This is a genomic window from Comamonas sp. GCA5, assembly GCF_036541385.1.
In the GTDB taxonomy this organism is placed as follows: domain Bacteria; phylum Pseudomonadota; class Gammaproteobacteria; order Burkholderiales; family Burkholderiaceae_C; genus Comamonas; species Comamonas aquatica.
In genome coordinates, this window is the sequence record NZ_JAZHFR010000006.1 from 16,370 (window position 1) to 34,317 (window position 17,948).

Annotated in this window: 11 protein-coding genes; all 11 read left to right on the plus strand. The window is 58.3% G+C overall.

Annotated elements, in window-relative coordinates:
* Positions 1 to 26 precede the first annotated feature (26 nt).
* The gene (mads2, locus tag SJH88_RS02520) at positions 27 to 2,030 is read left to right on the plus strand and encodes a methylation-associated defense system DNA methyltransferase MAD2 (protein WP_274753521.1); all 2,004 of its coding nucleotides are present in this window, start codon (positions 27 to 29) and stop codon (positions 2,028 to 2,030) included.
* Complete coding sequence (mads2, locus tag SJH88_RS02525; RefSeq protein ID WP_274753522.1) at positions 2,027 to 4,042, plus strand: methylation-associated defense system DNA methyltransferase MAD2; 2,016 nt, start codon at positions 2,027 to 2,029, stop codon at positions 4,040 to 4,042. The genes mads2 (SJH88_RS02520) and mads2 (SJH88_RS02525) overlap by 4 nt, the downstream gene beginning before the upstream one ends.
* Positions 4,039 to 5,454, plus strand: a complete 1,416-nt coding sequence (mads5, locus tag SJH88_RS02530; RefSeq protein WP_274753523.1) for a methylation-associated defense system restriction endonuclease subunit S MAD5 — start codon at positions 4,039 to 4,041, stop codon at positions 5,452 to 5,454. Before mads2 (SJH88_RS02525) ends, mads5 begins: the two co-directional genes overlap by 4 nt.
* Positions 5,454 to 9,611, plus strand: a complete 4,158-nt coding sequence (gene mads6, locus SJH88_RS02535; protein ID WP_274753524.1) for a methylation-associated defense system protein kinase MAD6 — start codon at positions 5,454 to 5,456, stop codon at positions 9,609 to 9,611. The genes mads5 and mads6 overlap by 1 nt, the downstream gene beginning before the upstream one ends.
* Positions 9,595 to 11,238 carry a methylation-associated defense system protein MAD7 gene (gene mads7, locus SJH88_RS02540; RefSeq protein ID WP_420921712.1) on the plus strand — a complete coding sequence of 548 codons (1,644 nt, stop codon included), beginning with the start codon at positions 9,595 to 9,597 and terminating at the stop codon, positions 11,236 to 11,238. The genes mads6 and mads7 overlap by 17 nt, the downstream gene beginning before the upstream one ends.
* Positions 11,235 to 12,068, plus strand: a complete 834-nt coding sequence (gene mads8 / locus SJH88_RS02545; RefSeq protein WP_274753526.1) for a methylation-associated defense system ATP-binding protein MAD8 — start codon at positions 11,235 to 11,237, stop codon at positions 12,066 to 12,068. Before mads7 ends, mads8 begins: the two co-directional genes overlap by 4 nt.
* Before the next feature lie 61 nt (positions 12,069 to 12,129).
* The gene (locus SJH88_RS02550) at positions 12,130 to 12,954 is read left to right on the plus strand and encodes a hypothetical protein (protein ID WP_274753527.1); all 825 of its coding nucleotides are present in this window, start codon (positions 12,130 to 12,132) and stop codon (positions 12,952 to 12,954) included.
* Positions 12,930 to 16,691, plus strand: coding sequence for an ATP-binding protein (locus SJH88_RS02555; RefSeq protein ID WP_274753528.1), 3,762 nt, complete (start codon positions 12,930 to 12,932; stop codon positions 16,689 to 16,691). The genes SJH88_RS02550 and SJH88_RS02555 overlap by 25 nt, the downstream gene beginning before the upstream one ends.
* A gap of 314 nt (positions 16,692 to 17,005) precedes the next feature.
* Positions 17,006 to 17,329, plus strand: a complete 324-nt coding sequence (locus SJH88_RS02560) for an integrative conjugative element protein, RAQPRD family (protein WP_442877330.1) — start codon at positions 17,006 to 17,008, stop codon at positions 17,327 to 17,329.
* Positions 17,326 to 17,559, plus strand: a complete 234-nt coding sequence (locus SJH88_RS02565) for a TIGR03758 family integrating conjugative element protein (protein ID WP_009463356.1) — start codon at positions 17,326 to 17,328, stop codon at positions 17,557 to 17,559. The genes SJH88_RS02560 and SJH88_RS02565 overlap by 4 nt, the downstream gene beginning before the upstream one ends.
* A gap of 77 nt (positions 17,560 to 17,636) precedes the next feature.
* Positions 17,637 to 17,942, plus strand: a complete 306-nt coding sequence (locus SJH88_RS02570) for a TIGR03745 family integrating conjugative element membrane protein (protein ID WP_245540490.1) — start codon at positions 17,637 to 17,639, stop codon at positions 17,940 to 17,942.
* Positions 17,943 to 17,948: the final 6 nt, after the last annotated feature.

Here is a 17,948-nt window from a genome sequence, read left to right on the forward strand (position 1 = left end):
CCAGCCTCGGTGAGCGGAGTTTTTATATGAGCAGAACGAAGAACAAGCAGGCCGAGAACACCATCCCAGCTGGATACACGCTCGACTACGTTTCTGGCAGACAGATCAAGGAAACGAAGAAAGAGCTCGTCCGGCAGCGGGTAGTTCGTGCCCTGATCCATGAATACGGATTCTCTCCGGAAGACATGGAGCTGGATTTCTCCATTGGCGGGCGCAAGAAGGTGGATGTGGCCATCTTCCACCACGGCAAGGACCACACAATTGAGAATCTCAGCCGCGCAGTGATTTGCCGCCAAGAACCGAACGTCGGCAAAAATGCCATGCGCATCCGCGATTACGAGCAGGCCGCCAAAGACCTCGACGAGATCGAAACCATCATGCGCGAGGTCGATGCCGTTCAATACGGCTTGTGGACCAACGGCCTGGAGTTCTTCTTTGTCGAGAAAGAGCAAAAGCGCTTCGAAACCAAGTGCAACCCCATCGGCGACTGGCCGATGGCCGAAGAGTCGGTCGGCACTAAGGAGGTCATCTCCGATGCCCATACCCGTGTCGCCGACAACGAGATGCTGAAGATCACCTTCCGGCGTTGCCACAACTTCATCCATGGCAACGAGGGCATGCCCAAGGACGCCGCCTTCTGGCAATTCCTGTACCTAATATTCTGCAAGATGCACGACGAGAACCTGCGTGCCAAGCAGCGGCAGGCCTGGCAGCGCCGTTTCTGGGCTGGCCCCAGGGAGCAGTTCGAGCCACAAGGGCGCAAAGCCATCCGCGTCCGCATCGAGGAACTCTTCACCGAGGTCAAGAAGCAATACAAGAATATTTTCCGCGGCAACGAGGAGATCACTCTCTCCGACCGGGCGCTGGCCTTTATCGTTTCGGAACTGGCCAAGTACGACTTCACCCGGACTGACGTCGATGCCAAGGGCGTGGCCTACCAGGAGCTGGTTGGCGTTAACCTGCGTGGCGACCGGGGCCAGTATTTCACTCCTAGAGGCGTCGTGAAGCTGGTCATTGAGATGCTCGACCCCAAAGAGACCGAGACTCTGCTGGACCCGGCCTGTGGCACCGGTGGCTTCCTGGTCGCCACCCTGGGGCACATGCTGAAGAAGTTCCGCGAAGAGCAAAACATCCAGGCCGGAAACGAGAACACCACCGAGTTCCTGAACATCCACGAACGGCTGAAGGAGTATGCCGCCGCCAATGTCTTCGGCACCGACTTCGACCCGTTCCTGATCCGCGCCGCTCAGATGAACATGGTGCTGGCGGGCGATGGCCGTGGACATATCTACAACATCAACTCATTGGAGTTTCCGCTGGGGCATCTAGCCGACCTGCCCAGCGTCAAGAAGGAGATCCCGCTGGCGTCGGTGGATATCATCGCCACCAACCCTCCCTTCGGCTCCGACATCCCGATTACGGACAAGCACATTCTGGAGCAGTACGAGCTGGCTCATGGCTGGGAGCCGGACGGCGAAGGCGGGTTCCGCAACACCGGCGTCCTCAAGGGCAGCGTTGCCCCCGAAATTCTCTTTATCGAGCGCTGCATCAAGTGGCTCAAGCCGGGAACCGGCCGCATGGGCATCGTTCTTCCCGACGGAGTTCTCGGCAATCCGGCCGCGGAATACATCCGCTGGTGGATCATGCGCGAAACGCAGGTGCTTGCTTCCGTCGACCTGCCGGTAGAAGCCTTCATTGCCGAAGCCAACGTCAACATCCTCACCAGCTTGCTGTTCCTGCGCCGCAAGGACGACCAGGAGAAGCATCGCGAGGCCCTAGGTCGTGCCGAGGAATACCCAGTCTTCATGGCCGTTGCCGACAAGGTTGGCTTCGACCGCCGTGGTAACAAACTCTACAAGCGCACCCCGGACGGCGAAGAGATTGTCGAGCCCAAGCAGCATATCGAGCGCATCCGTATCGGCGGGCGCTTCGTGGAACGGACCCTGACCCGCAGTGAAAAGATCGAGGACAACGATCTGCCGGTCATCGCTGAGAAGTACCGCGAATTTCTCAAGGAGCAGAACGGGTGAGCGATCAAGACGACATCATCGAGACCCCGCAGGATGCTGCCGAAGAGAGCGGCCCGGATAACTTTTTCATCGACATCCTGACCGGCAACAAGGAAAGCGCCTCGGCCAAGAAGCTGCTGGTGCAGAAAGTTCTGCGCCAGCTCATCGAGAGCTATGGCTTTGACCGAAACGATCTGGAGGTCAACTACAACCCGCAGATCCCCGGCCAGGGGCGCAAGCGCATCGACATCGCGATTTTCCGCCCCGATGCCGAGCACAATAACGACAACCTGCAGCGGATCATCGTCTGCAAAAATCAGAAAAAGCGAGACAAGCTCCGCTCCATTGCCGAGGCCGACGCCGACCTGCGCGAGCTCAAGGAGCTGCTGGAACTGATCCCGGGCGCGACGCTGGGCATGTGGACCAACGGTCAAGAAGAGTTCCTGTTCCAGGTCGAGCGCACCCGATTTGAAGTCCGGCCCAAACCGCTGGGTGTCTGGCCGGTTCCGGGCGAACGCACCTCCGATCTCGATCGCACCGGCGGTGTCATTCAGGTCAGCGCCGAAGCGGAAGATCTGGAAGACGCCCTGATGCGCTGCCGTCAATATCTGAACCGGAATCTTGGTCTCGATCACAAGGATTCCTTCAAGCAGTTGGCCGTGCTGATGCTGGCCAAGATCCATGACGAGACCCTGCCCACCGGTGAGCGCAAGTTCTGGATCAGGGGTGACGAGCCTTTCACCGAGGCGGGCCAACAGGCCATTGCCCAGCGCATCACCGAATCCATTGCCGCCGCCAAGGCCTGGCAACCGAACCTGCTGACCCGTGGCTGGGATCTGACGCTGGAACCCCACGAGACCGCCCGCGTGGTCATGGAGCTGGCCCGTTACTCACTGAGCGAAACCCAGCCACGTTACCGTACCGAGGCCTTCCGTGCGGTTGCCCGCAGCGTGATGGACGGCCGCGAGGGCCGCTACCCTACGCCGCTCAACGTGGCCGAAATGGCGGTGGAGATGCTCGACCCGCAACCCGGTGAACGCATCATGGACTGCTCCAGCGGCACCGGCACCTTCCTGGCCATGACCGCTGCGCACATCTTCAGGAAAAAACTGGCGGCCGTGGGCACGACGCCTGAAGAGGCCACCAACGAACAGATCCGCCAGGCGCAAAACGAAACCGCCGCCTGGGCGGCCAGCAATGCCCTCGGCTGCGACATTGATCCCTTCCTGGCCGTGGCCAGCCGCATGAACCTGCTGTTCACCACCGGCAATCCCGGTCGTGTGTTCCGCATCGATGCTCGCACCTTCCCGGACGGCGATCTGGATGGCATTGAGGCCGCTCGCCCGGCCATGCCGCTGGGCAGCATGGATATGGTTCTGCTCAACCCCTGGTTCTCGACACAAGACACGGTCAGCGACACCTCCATCCTGGAGCGCTACGACCTGGGCAACAACTGGGAGCGCGACGAAGAAGGTGGATTCCGCAACACCGGCAATCTAAACATCGGCGGTGTGCCGCCCGAGGTGCTGTTTATCGAACGCGCCCTGCAATGGGTGAAGCCTGGCACCGGCCGCGTGGGCATCCTGTTGCCCGATGGTTTGCTGGGCAATCCGGGCGATGAGCACGTGCGCTGGTGGATTCTGCGCCACTGCGAGGTCTTGGCCTCGGTTGACCTGCCGGTGGAGCCGTTCAAGGTCACCGTGAAGGAGTATGGCCTAACGCCCGCCTTACCCAGCCTGCTGGTGCTGCGCCGCCGCAGCCAGGAGGAGCTGATCAATACCGAACATCCCGAATACAAGGTCTTTATGGCCGTGGTAGATCGGGCTGGAGAAGATACTCGTGGGAAGCTGTTTCAGCGTGCCCCTGATGGTGAGGTGCTGATCTTTGAAGAGAACGTCATTGAGCGAGTGCGTAATGGGGGCCAAGTCGAGGTTCGGCGTTCCATAAAAAGAGCGCCACGTATTCATGACGAACTGCCGCTGGTGGCAGAGAAATACAAGGAATTTCGCGCAACCGGCGAGGTGACGTTATGAGCAGAAAGTTCCAAGTGAAAGCGATTCCAAGCACCTGGCTGCAAAGCAATGGGCGGCGGCTCGACTGTGGTCCTTATATGTCTGGTGCGGTTGAGATTCGAGAGGTACTGAAACGACACACCACTGAAGCTCTGCCCAATCTCACCTCAGGTCACGAAGGTGGAATTTACTACGGCCCAAGAAGCACTCGAAACTATGTCGATGATGCTGAACATGGTGTGCCATTTTTGACAACAACTTTCATGATGCAGGCCGACTTATCCCGCCTGCCTTTGATCAGCAAGAAGGAGGCAAAATCAAGAAAGCTGGCCAATCAGCAAGTCAAGCAGGGCATGACGCTGATTACCCGATCCGGGACTGTTGGGAGGACAGTATATGCTCGATCCAGCATGAGGGAAGTTTGGTCAAATGAGGACATCATAAAGATTGTCGCGAACCCTCAAAATGCCAAATCCGGCTATCTGTATGCTTATCTATGCACCCGGTTCGGCGTCCCATTCGTGCTGTCTGGTAAGTACGGCTCAGTTATTACGCATCTGGAGCCAGAGCACTTTAGTGACTTGCTTGTCCCGCGTCTTGGCACAACCATCGAGCAGAAGGCCCATGACCTTGTTGAGGAATCCGCAGCCTTGCTTGACAAATATCAGGCGAATTTAGGTGAGGCCACAGAACTCTACTTCGACGCTGTTGGCTTGAAGGATATTAGTCCCGGTGAATGGCACTCATGGGGATCAGATCTTGGCTTCACAGTTAAGGCAGGCGTCGAATCTCTACGGGCGTTAAATTTCAACCCACGCTTTAACCGACTTTGCGACCGTATTAAAAAAGGCCCTTGGAAACCCTTGGGCGAGCTATGCGTTCCCGGAACACTGAAACGAGGAGTTCGTTTCAGTCGTGTGGATGCTGACCCTGAATATGCTTATCGCCTCATCGGACAAAAGGAACTTTTCTGGCTACGCCCACAAGGACGGTGGATTGGGAAAAATTTTGTCCCAGACGGCGTACTAGTTGAGGATGGCTGTGTGCTTGTGGCCGCTCAGGGCACACTTGGCGAATCAGAACTTTATTGTCGTGCGGAATTTGCGACCGGCAAGGCTTTGGAAAACGCATATTCAGAACACATTCTCCGTGTCTTGGCTGATCAGAGTTTGATTGAGCGTGGCGCCCTCTTTGCCTTCATGCGTTCCGAGTCTGCCTTCAGGATGCTCCGTTCCATTTCGGTGGGCAGCAAGCTTCAAGACCACCATTACGCGATGCTCCCCTCGCTTCCCATCCCTTATCCGTCCAGTGACATCAGGAAGCGCTGTGATGAACTTGTTATTGCAGCGTATGAGGCAAGGGAAAAGGCTATAGAGCTGGAAGACCAAGCCCGCTCCCTCGTCGAGCACGCCATTGAGGAGGGAGGCCGCTAATGGCGAAGGTCATACCCATCGGGCAACCCGCGAACGAATCTGAACGCCAGGCCATCGGTTTCCTTCGGGATCATCTGCCCGATGGTTGGCTGATCTTCCACAACTTCGAGATGCGCCAAGGCCAGGAGGTGTTCGAGATCGACATCGCCATCCTCGCGCCTCATGCGGTGTATCTGGTGGATATCAAAGGGACGCGGGGCAACATCGATGTGTATGGCTCCAAGTGGTATCCGCAGGGGCGGCAACCGTTTCACTCACCCCTCGCGAAGCTTCGTCACCACGCGAAGGTGATGGCCAGCTTTATCCGCGATACCAATCCTGGACAGATCGAGCTGCGCAAGGCTCATGTCCATGCCGCCGTGTTGCTCACTGCCGATGACGCCACCGTGTTCGATCAGGCGGGCATCGACAGCCCGGACGTGACCGACTTCAAGCACTGCCTGAAATACTTCCGCGACGCGGGCCGCATCCCTGACAACCGGCTGGATAACATCACCCGCTTCCATTCCCAGATCGCCAAGGCAATCACCGGCAACGCCAAGCCCAAGAGCGCGGCGCTGGTGTTCCGCGACTGGCAAGTGGAAGAGAAGCTCGGCGGCACCGACCGCTATACCGAGTACCGCGCCAAACACAACCTGTTGGGCAAGAGCGGCGGCATGGCACGCCTGCGGGTCTACCAGGCCGACCCGTACCAGGACGAGGCCGCCCGCAAGGAAGAGTTCAAGAAGATCAGCAACGCCTATCGCGCCGTGGCGCACATGCCGACCCACGCCAATGTGCTGGCGGTGAAGGATCTGTTCGTCTCCGACGATGAAGACAAGGTGGTGCTGGTCACAGAGGATCTGCCTGGCCAGGCACTGCGCCTGCACATCAACAAGGTCTCGATGGCGCTGACCTTCGATCAGAAGCTCCAAGTGATGCGCGACGTGCTGTCGGCCCTGGACCATGCGCACCGGCATGAGGTGATCCACCGCAACCTGACCCCGGACGCCATTCTACTGACCAAGGGCGGCCAGGCCCGGATAACCGATTTCGATTTCGCCAGGGTGGGCAAGAACCGCACCTCTACCATCGCCGATCAGGTGGTGGATGATCTGGATGCTGCCTACCAGGCTCCGGAGTGCTTTAAGGACCCGACCCAGGCCAGCATTGCCTCCGACCTCTATGCCGCCGGGCTGATCTTTTTTGAACTGCTGACCGGCGAGCTGCCCTTTGAAAGCGTCGACCAGATGATGGAGGCCGACGGCAAGTTCCCCATCAAGCCCTCGGAGCACAAGCCGGACCTGCCCAAGGGGATCGACGAGTGGTTGCAGAAATTCTGCGAGTTTGACCCAGAGGAACGGCACACGAGCGCAGCCATCGCTCGCAAGGCCCTGGATGATCTGATTCTGCCAGAGGCCAAGAACGACTCAGGCCCGGATGTGAGCGGCCCGGCCGTGGTTGTGCCACAGCTCCCAGATAACCTGATGAACTTGCCGCAGGATTTCATCCTGGCGGATCGCTTCCGCATTCAGAAGAAGTTGGGCAGCGGCGGCTTCGGCGTCGCCTACAAGGTGTTCGATTCCCTGGGCGATGTGGTCCGCGTCATCAAACTGGTGACCAAGGACCGCCGCAGCGTGTACGAACGGCTGCGCCGTGAGTACAAGACCCTGACCAATCTCCCCGAACATCCGCATGTGGTGAAGGTGATCTGGGCGGATCGCATGGCCGATGCTAAGCAGACGCCTTACATTGTCTTTGAGTATGTGGAAGGTTTGGATGTTTCCGATCTGATCGATGCCGAGGCGTTGTCGCTGGATGATACCGTGCGCATCGTGCGCGAGGCCGCCGAGGGGCTGGCCCATCTCCACAAGCACGGCGTTTACCATCAGGACGTCAAGCCCTCCAATCTGCTTTGGACGGACAAAGGCGTCCGTATCATCGATTTCAACGTCGCGGTCTCCGAGAACGATGAGGTTCAAGGAGGTGGCGGCACGCGCCGTTACCTGCCGCCGGATTACGACTACTCCTCCGAGCCGGATGCTTCGGATCGAATGGATCGTGACCTCTATGCCTTGGGCATCTCCTTCTATGAGTGCCTGACCGGCAAGTATCCATTCGACGATCCCACGCCGCCGATCAAGACTCAGCCCAGGGACCCCAAGCAGTTCAAAGGCTGCGCCGACCTCAGCTCGTCGCTGGTCAATGTGCTGGCGAAAATGATCGCGCCTGAGCGCAAGGACCGTTTTGCGTCGGCGGAGGAGTTCTTGATTGCCCTGGCCGAGGTCAAGCGCCTGCGCTCGGTGCTGACGACCGGCGAGATTGGTGCCGGACCCAAGGTGGTGTCCAAGCTGGGTTTCGAGCCGACCAAGCCAAACACCAACCCCTTTGTCACCCACCTGCTGACGCTCTATAGCCAGAGCCAGGTGTCCAACGCAGGCACCCGTGGCCTCGACGAAGTTGGCAAGGCCACCTACGTGTCGACTTATCTGGACGAAAAGCTCAAGCCCGCGCTGCTCAAGGGCGAGTTCCGTTTGGTCATCATCAGCGGTAACGCCGGCGACGGCAAGACGGCCTTCATTCAGCAGTTCGAGGCCTTTGCCGAGAGCAAGGGCGCACAGATACAGCGCGGCGCGAACGGGGCTGTGTTCCAGCTCAAGGGGCATACCTACCAAAGCAACTACGACGGGAGCCAGGATGAAGGCGACGAGCGCAACGATGCTGTGCTTCAGAAGTTCTTCGCTCCCTTCGCGGGCAAGGATGCCTCCGACTGGCCCGAGAATCAGACCCGCCTAATCGCCATCAACGAGGGACGGCTGGTCGACTTCTTCCTTGAGCATGAAGAAGAGTTCCCGTTGCTTGCCAAGCAGATCCAGCAGGGCTTGGCCGGAGCTGCTCCGGAAGGCGGTATCGCGGTTATCAACCTCAACCTGCGCTCGGTGGTCGCCGAACCCGAGGAAGGTCAACCTTCGATTCTGGAGCGGCTGATCGCCCGCATGACCCAGCAGGAATACTGGCAGGCATGCGACAAGTGCGATCTCAAGGGCAAATGCTACGCCTATCACAACGCCCGGACCTTCCAGGACCCGGTTGCCGGTCCCAAGGTGATCGAGCGCCTGAAGATGCTCTACACCATTACGCACCTGCGCGGCCGACTGCACATCACCATGCGCGACCTTCGTTCGGCGCTGGCCTTCATGCTGGTAGGCACCCAGGATTGCGACGGCATTCACCACCTCTATCAGAACGGCGGTGAAGAAACCCAGAATCGCATCCTTGACGGTTTCTATTTCAACTCGTGGCTTGGTGGGGCGGAAGGATCCAATGACCGGCTGATTGCCTTGCTGCGCGAAATTGACGTCGCCGAAGTCAGCAATCCCGATCTGGACCGCGAGCTCGGCTTCCTCAATCCCAAGACCAAGGCCATGAGCCGCTTCTCGTTCGCGGAGCGGGCTGGGTACGACGATGAACTTGTGGCGACGCTGTTCCGCAATCTGCCTCGCGATTACTCGTCGAAGAACCGTGCTCGACTGATCGCCAAGCACCGCAATTATTTATCGCATATGCGCCGTCGCCATTTCTTTGAGCGACGCGACACCGGCTGGAAGGAGATGCTGCCATATGGAAGCATCGATCCCTTCCTGGATGCCATTGAGCAGCCGGGAGCAAAAAGCACAGATGAGGTTACGGCCATTCTTCGAGCCATCAACCGGGGCGAAGGTCTGAGCGATCCGGCGCGTTTGGGCAACCAGTTGGCGCTGCGTGTTCGCCAAGTGGATAAGGGCACCATCCGCAGTTACCGTCTCTTTGACGGCGACCATTTCACGCTCCGCACCGCGCAGGAAACAGCGGCTCACCCTTTCCTTGAATACCTGTCTCAGGCGCTGGTGCTGCTTTACGACTCCGGCGACGGGCACAAGGCCAGCCTGCGCATCAACCTCGACATCTATGAAATGCTGATGCGGCTCAACAACGGCTACCGTCCCAGCATCGAGGAGCAGGAAGGTTTCCTGTTAAGTCTGGCGGTATTCAAGAACCTGTTATCTGCTGCACTCTATCAAGAAGTTCTGCTGACGGAGAATGGGCTCCGGTTCTACCAGATAAACAGAAAAGAGGATGGCGTATTGGCATTGGGTGTTTCTGAAAAGGGGGCTAAATATCATGTCAATCAAGGGTAGAGACAAGGAATTCAGAACACCTAAGGTCAGTTATTTGCATTGGCAGCACACAGAAATGGATCGTGTGCTGACCATGCTATTTCCTCGCCTCAAATTCAATGGCTATGGCAGTCGCAAACCGCCACGCGCAAATATTTTGCAGCCAGAAGAATTTGCAGATGAAATGATGCTATCCGAAGAGGTTAAGCAGTATTTTGAGGGATTTGAAGAACATCCCTCCATTGTCCACAAGTGGGTAGAGACCGAACTTCTTGATGTGGTAAATCGGGGCAAGTCGAATCAAGCTGTCGCCTCTCCGCGCCCGCTTCATGGAGAGACCTACAAATTTCGAAATTCGAAGCACTGCCGTGACTATGGGGCAGCCGAGCAGATTTATTGGATGCTCTACTATGCCCGCAAAGGCAAGGGCCAGGCCGCCCGAGACACGCTAAAACGCTTCTTTTTCCCTGGGATTGACCATGTAACCGGTAGGCATGAATCCGGCACGGTCGTCGATGTAGAAACCCAAGCGCTACTTCGCTTCGATTCTCAAGTTACTCAGGACACACAGGACTCCAAGGAGCCCGAGCGCTTTCCACCACTTCTAATCGATCAGGCCGACACCATGGCCGACGACATTCTGCGGCTATTGGCCTATGAGCCCTATATTCCTCGCTCGGTGCTGGTGGATTACCTCAAAACCCTGATGGCATTCCATCTGGCGCTCTACCACCTCAAGCTGTTGCAGATACTGCCCAAGCTGGTGAAGCAGCGCTCGGACAATGCGCTGGCGAGTTCACCTGATCCCGTGGCGCTGGTCGTGGATATGGGGGACGTCAATAATCCGCATATGGTCGAGCTGGCTCGCAAGTCCACTGACCGGCTCTATCGCCAGATTCCTGCCTTTGTGCAGGCCAATTTCGTCGTCAAGAAGCTCGATGAGATGGCGGAATACCTGAGCAAGAAGACGGGCAAGCTGACCACTCCAGGGGCCGGCGTGTTTACCGTCGGCGATCTGGTTTCTCTACTGAAGCCCGAGCACGACGCCGAGCGGCAAGCCTACTTCAAGTTCCGCCTGGCCAGCCTGATCGAGGAGTCGGCCTCTGGAAACGAGGACATCGATCCGGAGATCCGGGACGTCACCGCCATGGGCCTTGGCGAGTTCGAATCCTTCATAGAAATCCTGATGGCATATCGCGGCAAGTATCACCGCCAGTACATCACTGAGTGCCTGGACTCACTGCTGCTGAAGAACAAGGAGAACGGCCTGTTGGCCCAATCCCGAACCAAGGGAAGTCCTCGGCGGTTTGTGCTGGGAAGCAAGCTTCTTGAGGTGCTCCTTCAGGTGGCTGTGCTCACTCAGGATGACGGGCGTTTCGTGACCCGCGAGGTTCGCATCGAAGAGTTGCTGGCCTTTTTGAGAAGCCGCTACGGCCTTCACATCGACCGGCTGCCGGAAGGAGCACAGGCCAACAGCAGCATCCTCGACAGACGCGCCCTGCGCCTCAACCTCGAAGCCTTCAAGCGTCGCCTGCGTGAAATCGGGTTCTACGAGGACCTGTCGGATGCCTACGTGACCCAGAAGGTATCGCCCCGCTATGCGATTGAGAGAAATGACGGAACAGATAAAAACGGGAGGCACGCATGAGTAATGCGTTCACCAAGCTTTCCCAGGACAAGTTGAATGCGGCGGTCGCTTGTCTGCTGTGCCCCCGTATCGAAGCGATCCTGGGTGACCGTGGCCCAGGCCACTGCATGCGGGTCACCGATCTCGATGACGAGGTAATGGAGTCGGTCTGCAAGGAACTACGTCGGACCCGACCCGACGGAAATATCTTTATCCTCGGCAGCCATGATCAGGAGGGCCAGCCCTTCCGAGTCACTTCCACCAAACTGGTGGAGTTGCGCAACCCGGACGCGAACGGCGAGCTGCGTCAGCCGTTGCTGGTCTTCATACCGACTTCGCTTCGCACTAGCGCCGAGGACTCTTTCGGTGTGGCGACCTTCGAGGAGCTGACCTTCGCCGGTATCTACGAGGACCTTATCGACTCGCTGCTTGATCGGCTCCCGACAACGCTGGTTGGCCATGCTCGCGATCTTCTGGGCATCCTCACCGACGAGGAGTGGCTGTTTGCCGACCATGTTTCCCGCGTGCGGTACCTGCTCACTGCGCTCGAAAACGGGATTGATGGAGAAACCCTCGGGGCCAGCCTGTATGAATTGACGTTGATTCCAGACTTCAAGCTCTTTGCCGATCCCGGCATGGTCAATGGCAAGATTCGCCGTAACCTCGGCAGCGTCCGCAGTCTGATGGCCTCGCACAAGTCGGTTCGTGGTCGTATCGCCGATCTGGGACTCAGCGACAAGGCATTGGAGTCGCGACTATTCACCTATTTGAAAATACGAAGTCCAGGAGCCCGAATCCTGGACGCCGCCCATCGCGACCGACAAGAGCTGGTGGAGCATTTCATTCGATAAATGGACGTTCCAGGAAGAGCTTTCGCTGGACAAGGTCCTGCTGACAGTACTGGAGACCGACTTGCCAGTCGTTCAGGAGGATGAGACCGACGACCAACTCTCCGGCCTCATCGGGCAACAGGTTCTGGTGCCGAACGACCGCCGCAAAATGAACGTGGTGTTCGAGGTTAGCCCTCACCCCGGCAAGGTAAGCGGGCTTGATCATTTTACGGTTCAGATCATTTCGCAGAATGACGGCCCGGTTGGAAAATCTAAGAAAGTCAAGGCCTGGACGCCGAACCGTCTGCAATGCACGACCAACTTGGCCAAGCTCAATAAGATCGAATTCGAGGAAGGATGGCATTTCATCCGTGTAATGCCTTGGACGGCCGATGGCGATCCGATTCCGCTGGAAGCGGATTCCGCCTCCGAGGGCGCAAGACGTTCCTACGAGAGCGAACCTTTCTACGTCCTGCCCGGTGGCAACATCGAGGAAGAACCACCGCAACGCGCCATACCCATTGAGCAGAGCCTGGAGCATGCGCGTTTCCGGCTGCAACTGACTGCCCTGGGCGATGAACGCGATCCCGATGATATCGCCATCAGTGGTGTCGCCTGGGCCGAGGGCGGTCGTTCCAAGAAGACCTCTCGCCAGGAAACCCTACACGCAAAATTCGGTCGTGAGGGCACGGTTCAGATTCCGCTTTCGCGTATGCTCAAAACCATCGAGCAGCGCGTCTTGGCGGAGCCTAAGCACCCGTCAGGCTGGCGAATGCAGATCAATCTGGATACCGCCGAGCCGCCTTCCGAGGTTGGACTCACGCTGCCATCTTCCGCCGCGATGGCTTCCTTCTTGGCTGCCCGCGAGGAGTTTTTGCAGCAGTGCGCAAAGACACTGCCGAGCTGATCATGCAGGGGCTTTCGTTCCGCGACTCGGAAAGGGAATGCCTCGCGTATGCTGAAAGCTACCTTGACTTGGTCAGGAACCTCATCCGTCAGGCCGAGACGACTTCTGGTGCCGAGCGTCAGCAACACTTGCAAGCGCTCAAAAATGTGCTGGCCGTCGATTCCATTCATGTCATCTTGACCGACTTCGGTGGAAGGCACCGGGAGGCTGTTTTGGTCTCCCCAACCCATCCGCTTCGTGCCTTGTGGCTGAGCAGTTGGGTCGCCCTGGGTAAGGATTGGATTGAGAAGATCAAGTCAGGCGGAAAGGATCACATTCCTAACGTCCGTTCCGCGCTGTTGGATGGCCTTGTGCCCTCTGCCTATCCGGTCGGTATTCCCGTCGAGGATGGCCGCATCTTCACTCCGGTGGACAACCTGAATGCTTTCTGGGCGCTCTACGCCCCGACGACCGAGGAAAATTCCCGTGGTCTGATGGCGGAAATCTGTTCAGCGCTCGGCTTGGCCGAGCCCTCTGCGGCGGGATCAGATATTTCCGGACAAGTCATTGCGGACAAGATCGAGCGCTATCTCTCTCAGCATCCCTATGTTCGAGAGTTATCACTGAACATCTTCAACCCTGGGGCCGGATCGGTGATTGCGGAGGCTCTGCTATCGCTCCAGCAGAAGCGCGAGCATGCCGATTTGCGCTATGACGTGCGGCTCTTTACCACCGATCCCGACTCACCTGTTTTGGGCGAGGCTCTTGAGTCGATGGTCCGTCCGGGAGCCACGGTAAACGAGGCCGCCGACGCATTTGCGACCTCAACGGGCAGCCATCTGTTCTCCAAACTGAACTTGGCCAAGCACCCCCTGAATGAATTCCATGCAAATTCCAAGGAGTTCCCGGCCCACATCAGTGTTCTTCTGGATGTGTTTCCCGCCGAGGAGCTTTCCATTGCAGAGAAGCCGATGGGCGTGACCCCACTGCATGGGCTGATACAGGACTTTGACACTGAATTCGTTGATGACGATTCGGGAACCTTCTGGAACAAGCGGCCGATTGTCGGGCGCTCCCTCGGCGCGGACAACCATGCGGCGTGCTTCGATTTGCTGTCGTCCCTGAGCCGACACCTCTGCTTTGCTACCTCAGCGGTTGCTGCTTCTGGTGCCAGCTTCAAAGCTGTGCCTGTGGTGACCCTTGGCCTCGATGTGGCCCAACGAGAACTGATCTACGAGGTTCACCAGATCAGCGATTGGGTGTTCACCATCGACCGAAATATGGGGATTGAGTTCTTCGACCATGGCGGCCGGAAGAACAGACCGGACTATCTGATTGACTATGTGCCGGGAGCCAGCTCCCAGGCGACACACAACCTGATCATCTCGTCGCGCTCGAACGATGAACTGGAGGCGATGCTGAAGCCGGTGCTGCTTGAGCATGGCTTGTCCGCCGACGGCGAGCAGTCGGTTCAGATCCTGGCAAATCTGCGGTCGCTGTCCGGTCAACTAGCGCTCAAGCTGATTTCTGCTCGCACACAACAGGCGGAGGCACTTGGTCTGGCTTTGGCTCGGTTCTACCTCGAATATCAGGGCGCATTGAGCAATCAGGTCATTGTGCCGTTGGATGCGCACACGGACCTTTACCGCTCAAGCGGTGAGTCAGACGATGTCAATGATGCAATCAGTCTGCAACGCACCGACTTGGGATTGTTCGACTTGGATTTGAACACCAGAACGATCACTTGCAACCTGGTCGAGGTGAAATGCTATTCGCAAGTGGGCGACTTTGCGGCCTTCAACCAACTGAAGGAACGGATTTCCGCCCAGATCAATCAGAGCGAGCGCATCCTCCAGCGCCACTTTGACCCGGCCTTGAAGAAGCCCGACCGGCCGGATAGGTTGCTCAAGAGCCGGGAGTTGGCTCAGATCCTTCGTTTCTATCTAGAGCGCTCACTACGTTACGGGATCTTTGATGCGACTGCTGCGCAGGAAGCACGAGGGCTACTTGAATCCATCGAGCAGGGCTACTCGCTTCAGTTCAGACGCTGCGCCCTGATCTTCGACTTCGACAAGACCGGAACCGAGGCCCCCGACAACGAGGTTGGCATTGAATTCCACCGCATCGGTAAGGATCTCATTCGCGCCTTACTGGAGAACTGCCGCAAGCCTGTTTCCGTCGAGATTGAGGAAGAACCGACCACGCACCTTCTTAGCGAGCAGTTCATACCGAACGTGCCAAAACTTGAGACAGCGGCCTTTATCGCACCCAAGAGAGCGCGGTCAACGTCCTGGACGGTGGATGAGCTCTGGGACGATGATCCGGAGGTACCAATCACCGCGCCAGCACCCCCGGCCGCAGAGGGAGCACCTGCGCCTGCTCACCAAGAGGCAGAAGAACAGGCGAGCCCTGTCGAGCCAACCCCTCCGTCTTCTATCGCTTCGGAAGTCGAAAAGGATGACGAACAACCTGCCGTGGCTGCCGTACCGGAAGCGCATGCTGAACCAGAGCATGGAGGGCACCCGGCGTCCGAGCCTGTGCCTCAAGCAGAGGCCTGCTATGACATCATGCTCGGCGTCAATGGCGACTCGCCTCAGTACGGATTACTCGGAGAGGTCTCCGGTAGAAAGGTCGCGCTAGATCTCAACCACACCCACACGATCAGTCTCTTTGGGGTTCAAGGCGGCGGCAAGAGCTACACACTTGGAACGGTGATCGAGATGGCCTCCATGCCGTTCCAGCATATCAACGTGCTGCCAAGCCCGCTTGCCACGGTCATCTTCCATTACAGCCCGACGCAGGATTATGCGCCGGAGTTTACCTCGATGATCAATTCGAACTCGGTGGATGAGGAGATTCGCGTCCTTCGCGAACGTTACAAGGCCAACCCAGAAGCGCTGAAAGATGTGCTGATTCTTACCCCTGCGAACAAGGTGGATGATCGCCGGGCCGAATACCCGGATATCGAGGTTAAGCCGATTGCTTTCTCTGCCTCCGAGCTTAAGGCCGCCCACTGGAAATTCCTGATGGGTGCGATTGGCAGCCAGAGCATGTACATGCGCCAGATCAATCTCATAATGAGGGGACTGCGCGACAACCTGACCTTGGACGCCCTACGAGCAGGCATTGATAACTCTGGCCTGTCCGATCACCTGAAGGAGCTGGCCCAGACGCGCCTGCTGTTCGCCAGTGAATACATCAACGATAACCAACGGCTTCAAGACCTGATTCGTCCGGGCCGCTTGATCATTGTGGATCTGCGTGACGAGTACATTGAAAAGGATGAAGCGCTCGGTCTGTTCGTGGTGATGTTGCAGATTTTCTCGGAAGCCACTTACCAAGGAGGCGCCTTTAACAAGCTCGTGGTATTTGACGAAGCCCACAAGTACATAGAGAACGATGATCTAGTTTCCGGATTGGTTGAAGTGGTTCGGGAAATGCGACATAAAGGCACCAGCATCATGGTCGCGTCCCAAGACCCGCCATCGGTTCCCGTTTCTCTAATTGAGCTGTCCTCACAGATCATCATGCACAAGTTCAACTCACCAGCCTGGCTTAAGCATATCCAGAAGGCCAATGCCGCCCTCGGAGAGTTGACTTCCGAGAAAATGAGTCACCTCGGTGCAGGCGAAGCCTATGTTTGGTCAAGCAAGGCCTCAGATGACTCGTTCACCCGCGGCGCAGTGAGAATCAAATGCCGTCCACGCATCACCCAGCATGGCGGCAGCACAAAGACGGCAGTTGCTAACCAGCAATAGCAATGCGAGCAGGCCTCACCAATCTGAACAAAACGAAGGCGACCTCCACCAAATGAGAACTCCCTTCCTGTGGGAGTGAGTTAGGCACTTTAGCCCCCTCCTGGAACCCATTTAAGGACGGGGTGCGGCTCTCCTGCTCCCGCACCCCAACCGCGCCACGCCAACCACGAACGTAAATCCGGCACCCTGCCGATTCCGATTGTTTGCGGCAGGTTCCAGCCGACCACCGCAGCATTCCGCCATCCAGACGACTGCGGAATGGCGTGATGACGACCACAGGCAAACCAACGACCGACTGCCGCGGCGCGCCGGCATTGGCCCTAGTCCTAGCCGTCGCGCTGACCAATGCCACGCCCGCGTCAGCGGGCGATGCCTCCCCAGAGCATGCGCAGTTGGCGACCCTCGCGCGCCAGCTCGATCTGATCGACCGCCTCGCCGAGCACGCCGCCCATACCGCTCCGCAGGAGCGCGCCCGCTACCACTTCGACCATGCCCGCCTGCGCGAGGACCTCCAGCGCGTTCGGGCCGGTATCCAGGACTACCTGACGCCGCCGCGCGCCCAGCCGCGCGATTCGGTCGAGCTGTCCGGTGACTACCGCCAGTCCAGCCCGCCCTCCGACCAGGAGGCACCCCAATGAACGCCGCCCAGGTCAGCGCCTTCCAGGCCAACGGCGGCTTCGCCCCCGCCGCTGTGGCCACGGTGGTGCTCGGTCTGGTGTTCGCCGTCCTGCTCCTGTGGGGCGTGTGGGCCATGCGTACCGCCTACACCGGCTGGGCCGAGCAGCGCCTGTCCCAGCGTCAGTTCCTGGGTGTCGTCGTGCGCTTCGTCGCGATGTACCTGGTGCTGACCTATTTCCTCCTGTCCTGACCACCACGAAAGGCCCTACCGCCATGAAGACCCATCCGATTCCCCATCGCGTTGCCACCACCATCCTCGCGCCATTGATGCTGATGGGTTTGCCATTGGCGGCCCGGGCGCAGGGCCTGCCGACCATCGAGGACCCCTCGCGCGGCCAGGGCAGCGGCATCATGCAGACGCTGCAGAACTACGGCTACGACATCGTGCTGCTGATCGCGCTCCTCGTGGTCGCCTCGATGTTCGTCGGCGTGTGCTACCACGCCTATACGCGCTACTCGGAAATCCATACCGGCCGCGCCACCTGGGGCCAGTTCGGCCTCACCGTGGCCGTGGGTGCGATCCTGCTGGTGGTCGGCATCTGGCTGCTGACCAAGGCCACCGGCGTGCTCTGAGCGGCG

Excerpts from the sequence above, each read along its gene's own strand:
- SJH88_RS02570 (WP_245540490.1), top strand. The coding sequence starts at position 17,637 with ATGCTGATGGGTTTGCCATTGGCGGCCCGGGCGCAGGGCCTGCCGACC.
- mads6 (WP_274753524.1), top strand. The coding sequence starts at position 5,454 with ATGGCGAAGGTCATACCCATCGGGCAACCCGCGAACGAATCTGAACGC.
- SJH88_RS02565 (WP_009463356.1), top strand. The coding sequence starts at position 17,326 with ATGAACGCCGCCCAGGTCAGCGCCTTCCAGGCCAACGGCGGCTTCGCC.
- mads8 (WP_274753526.1), top strand. The coding sequence starts at position 11,235 with ATGAGTAATGCGTTCACCAAGCTTTCCCAGGACAAGTTGAATGCGGCG.
- mads7 (WP_420921712.1), top strand. The coding sequence starts at position 9,595 with ATGTCAATCAAGGGTAGAGACAAGGAATTCAGAACACCTAAGGTCAGT.
- mads2 (WP_274753521.1), top strand. The coding sequence starts at position 27 with ATGAGCAGAACGAAGAACAAGCAGGCCGAGAACACCATCCCAGCTGGA.
- mads5 (WP_274753523.1), top strand. The coding sequence starts at position 4,039 with ATGAGCAGAAAGTTCCAAGTGAAAGCGATTCCAAGCACCTGGCTGCAA.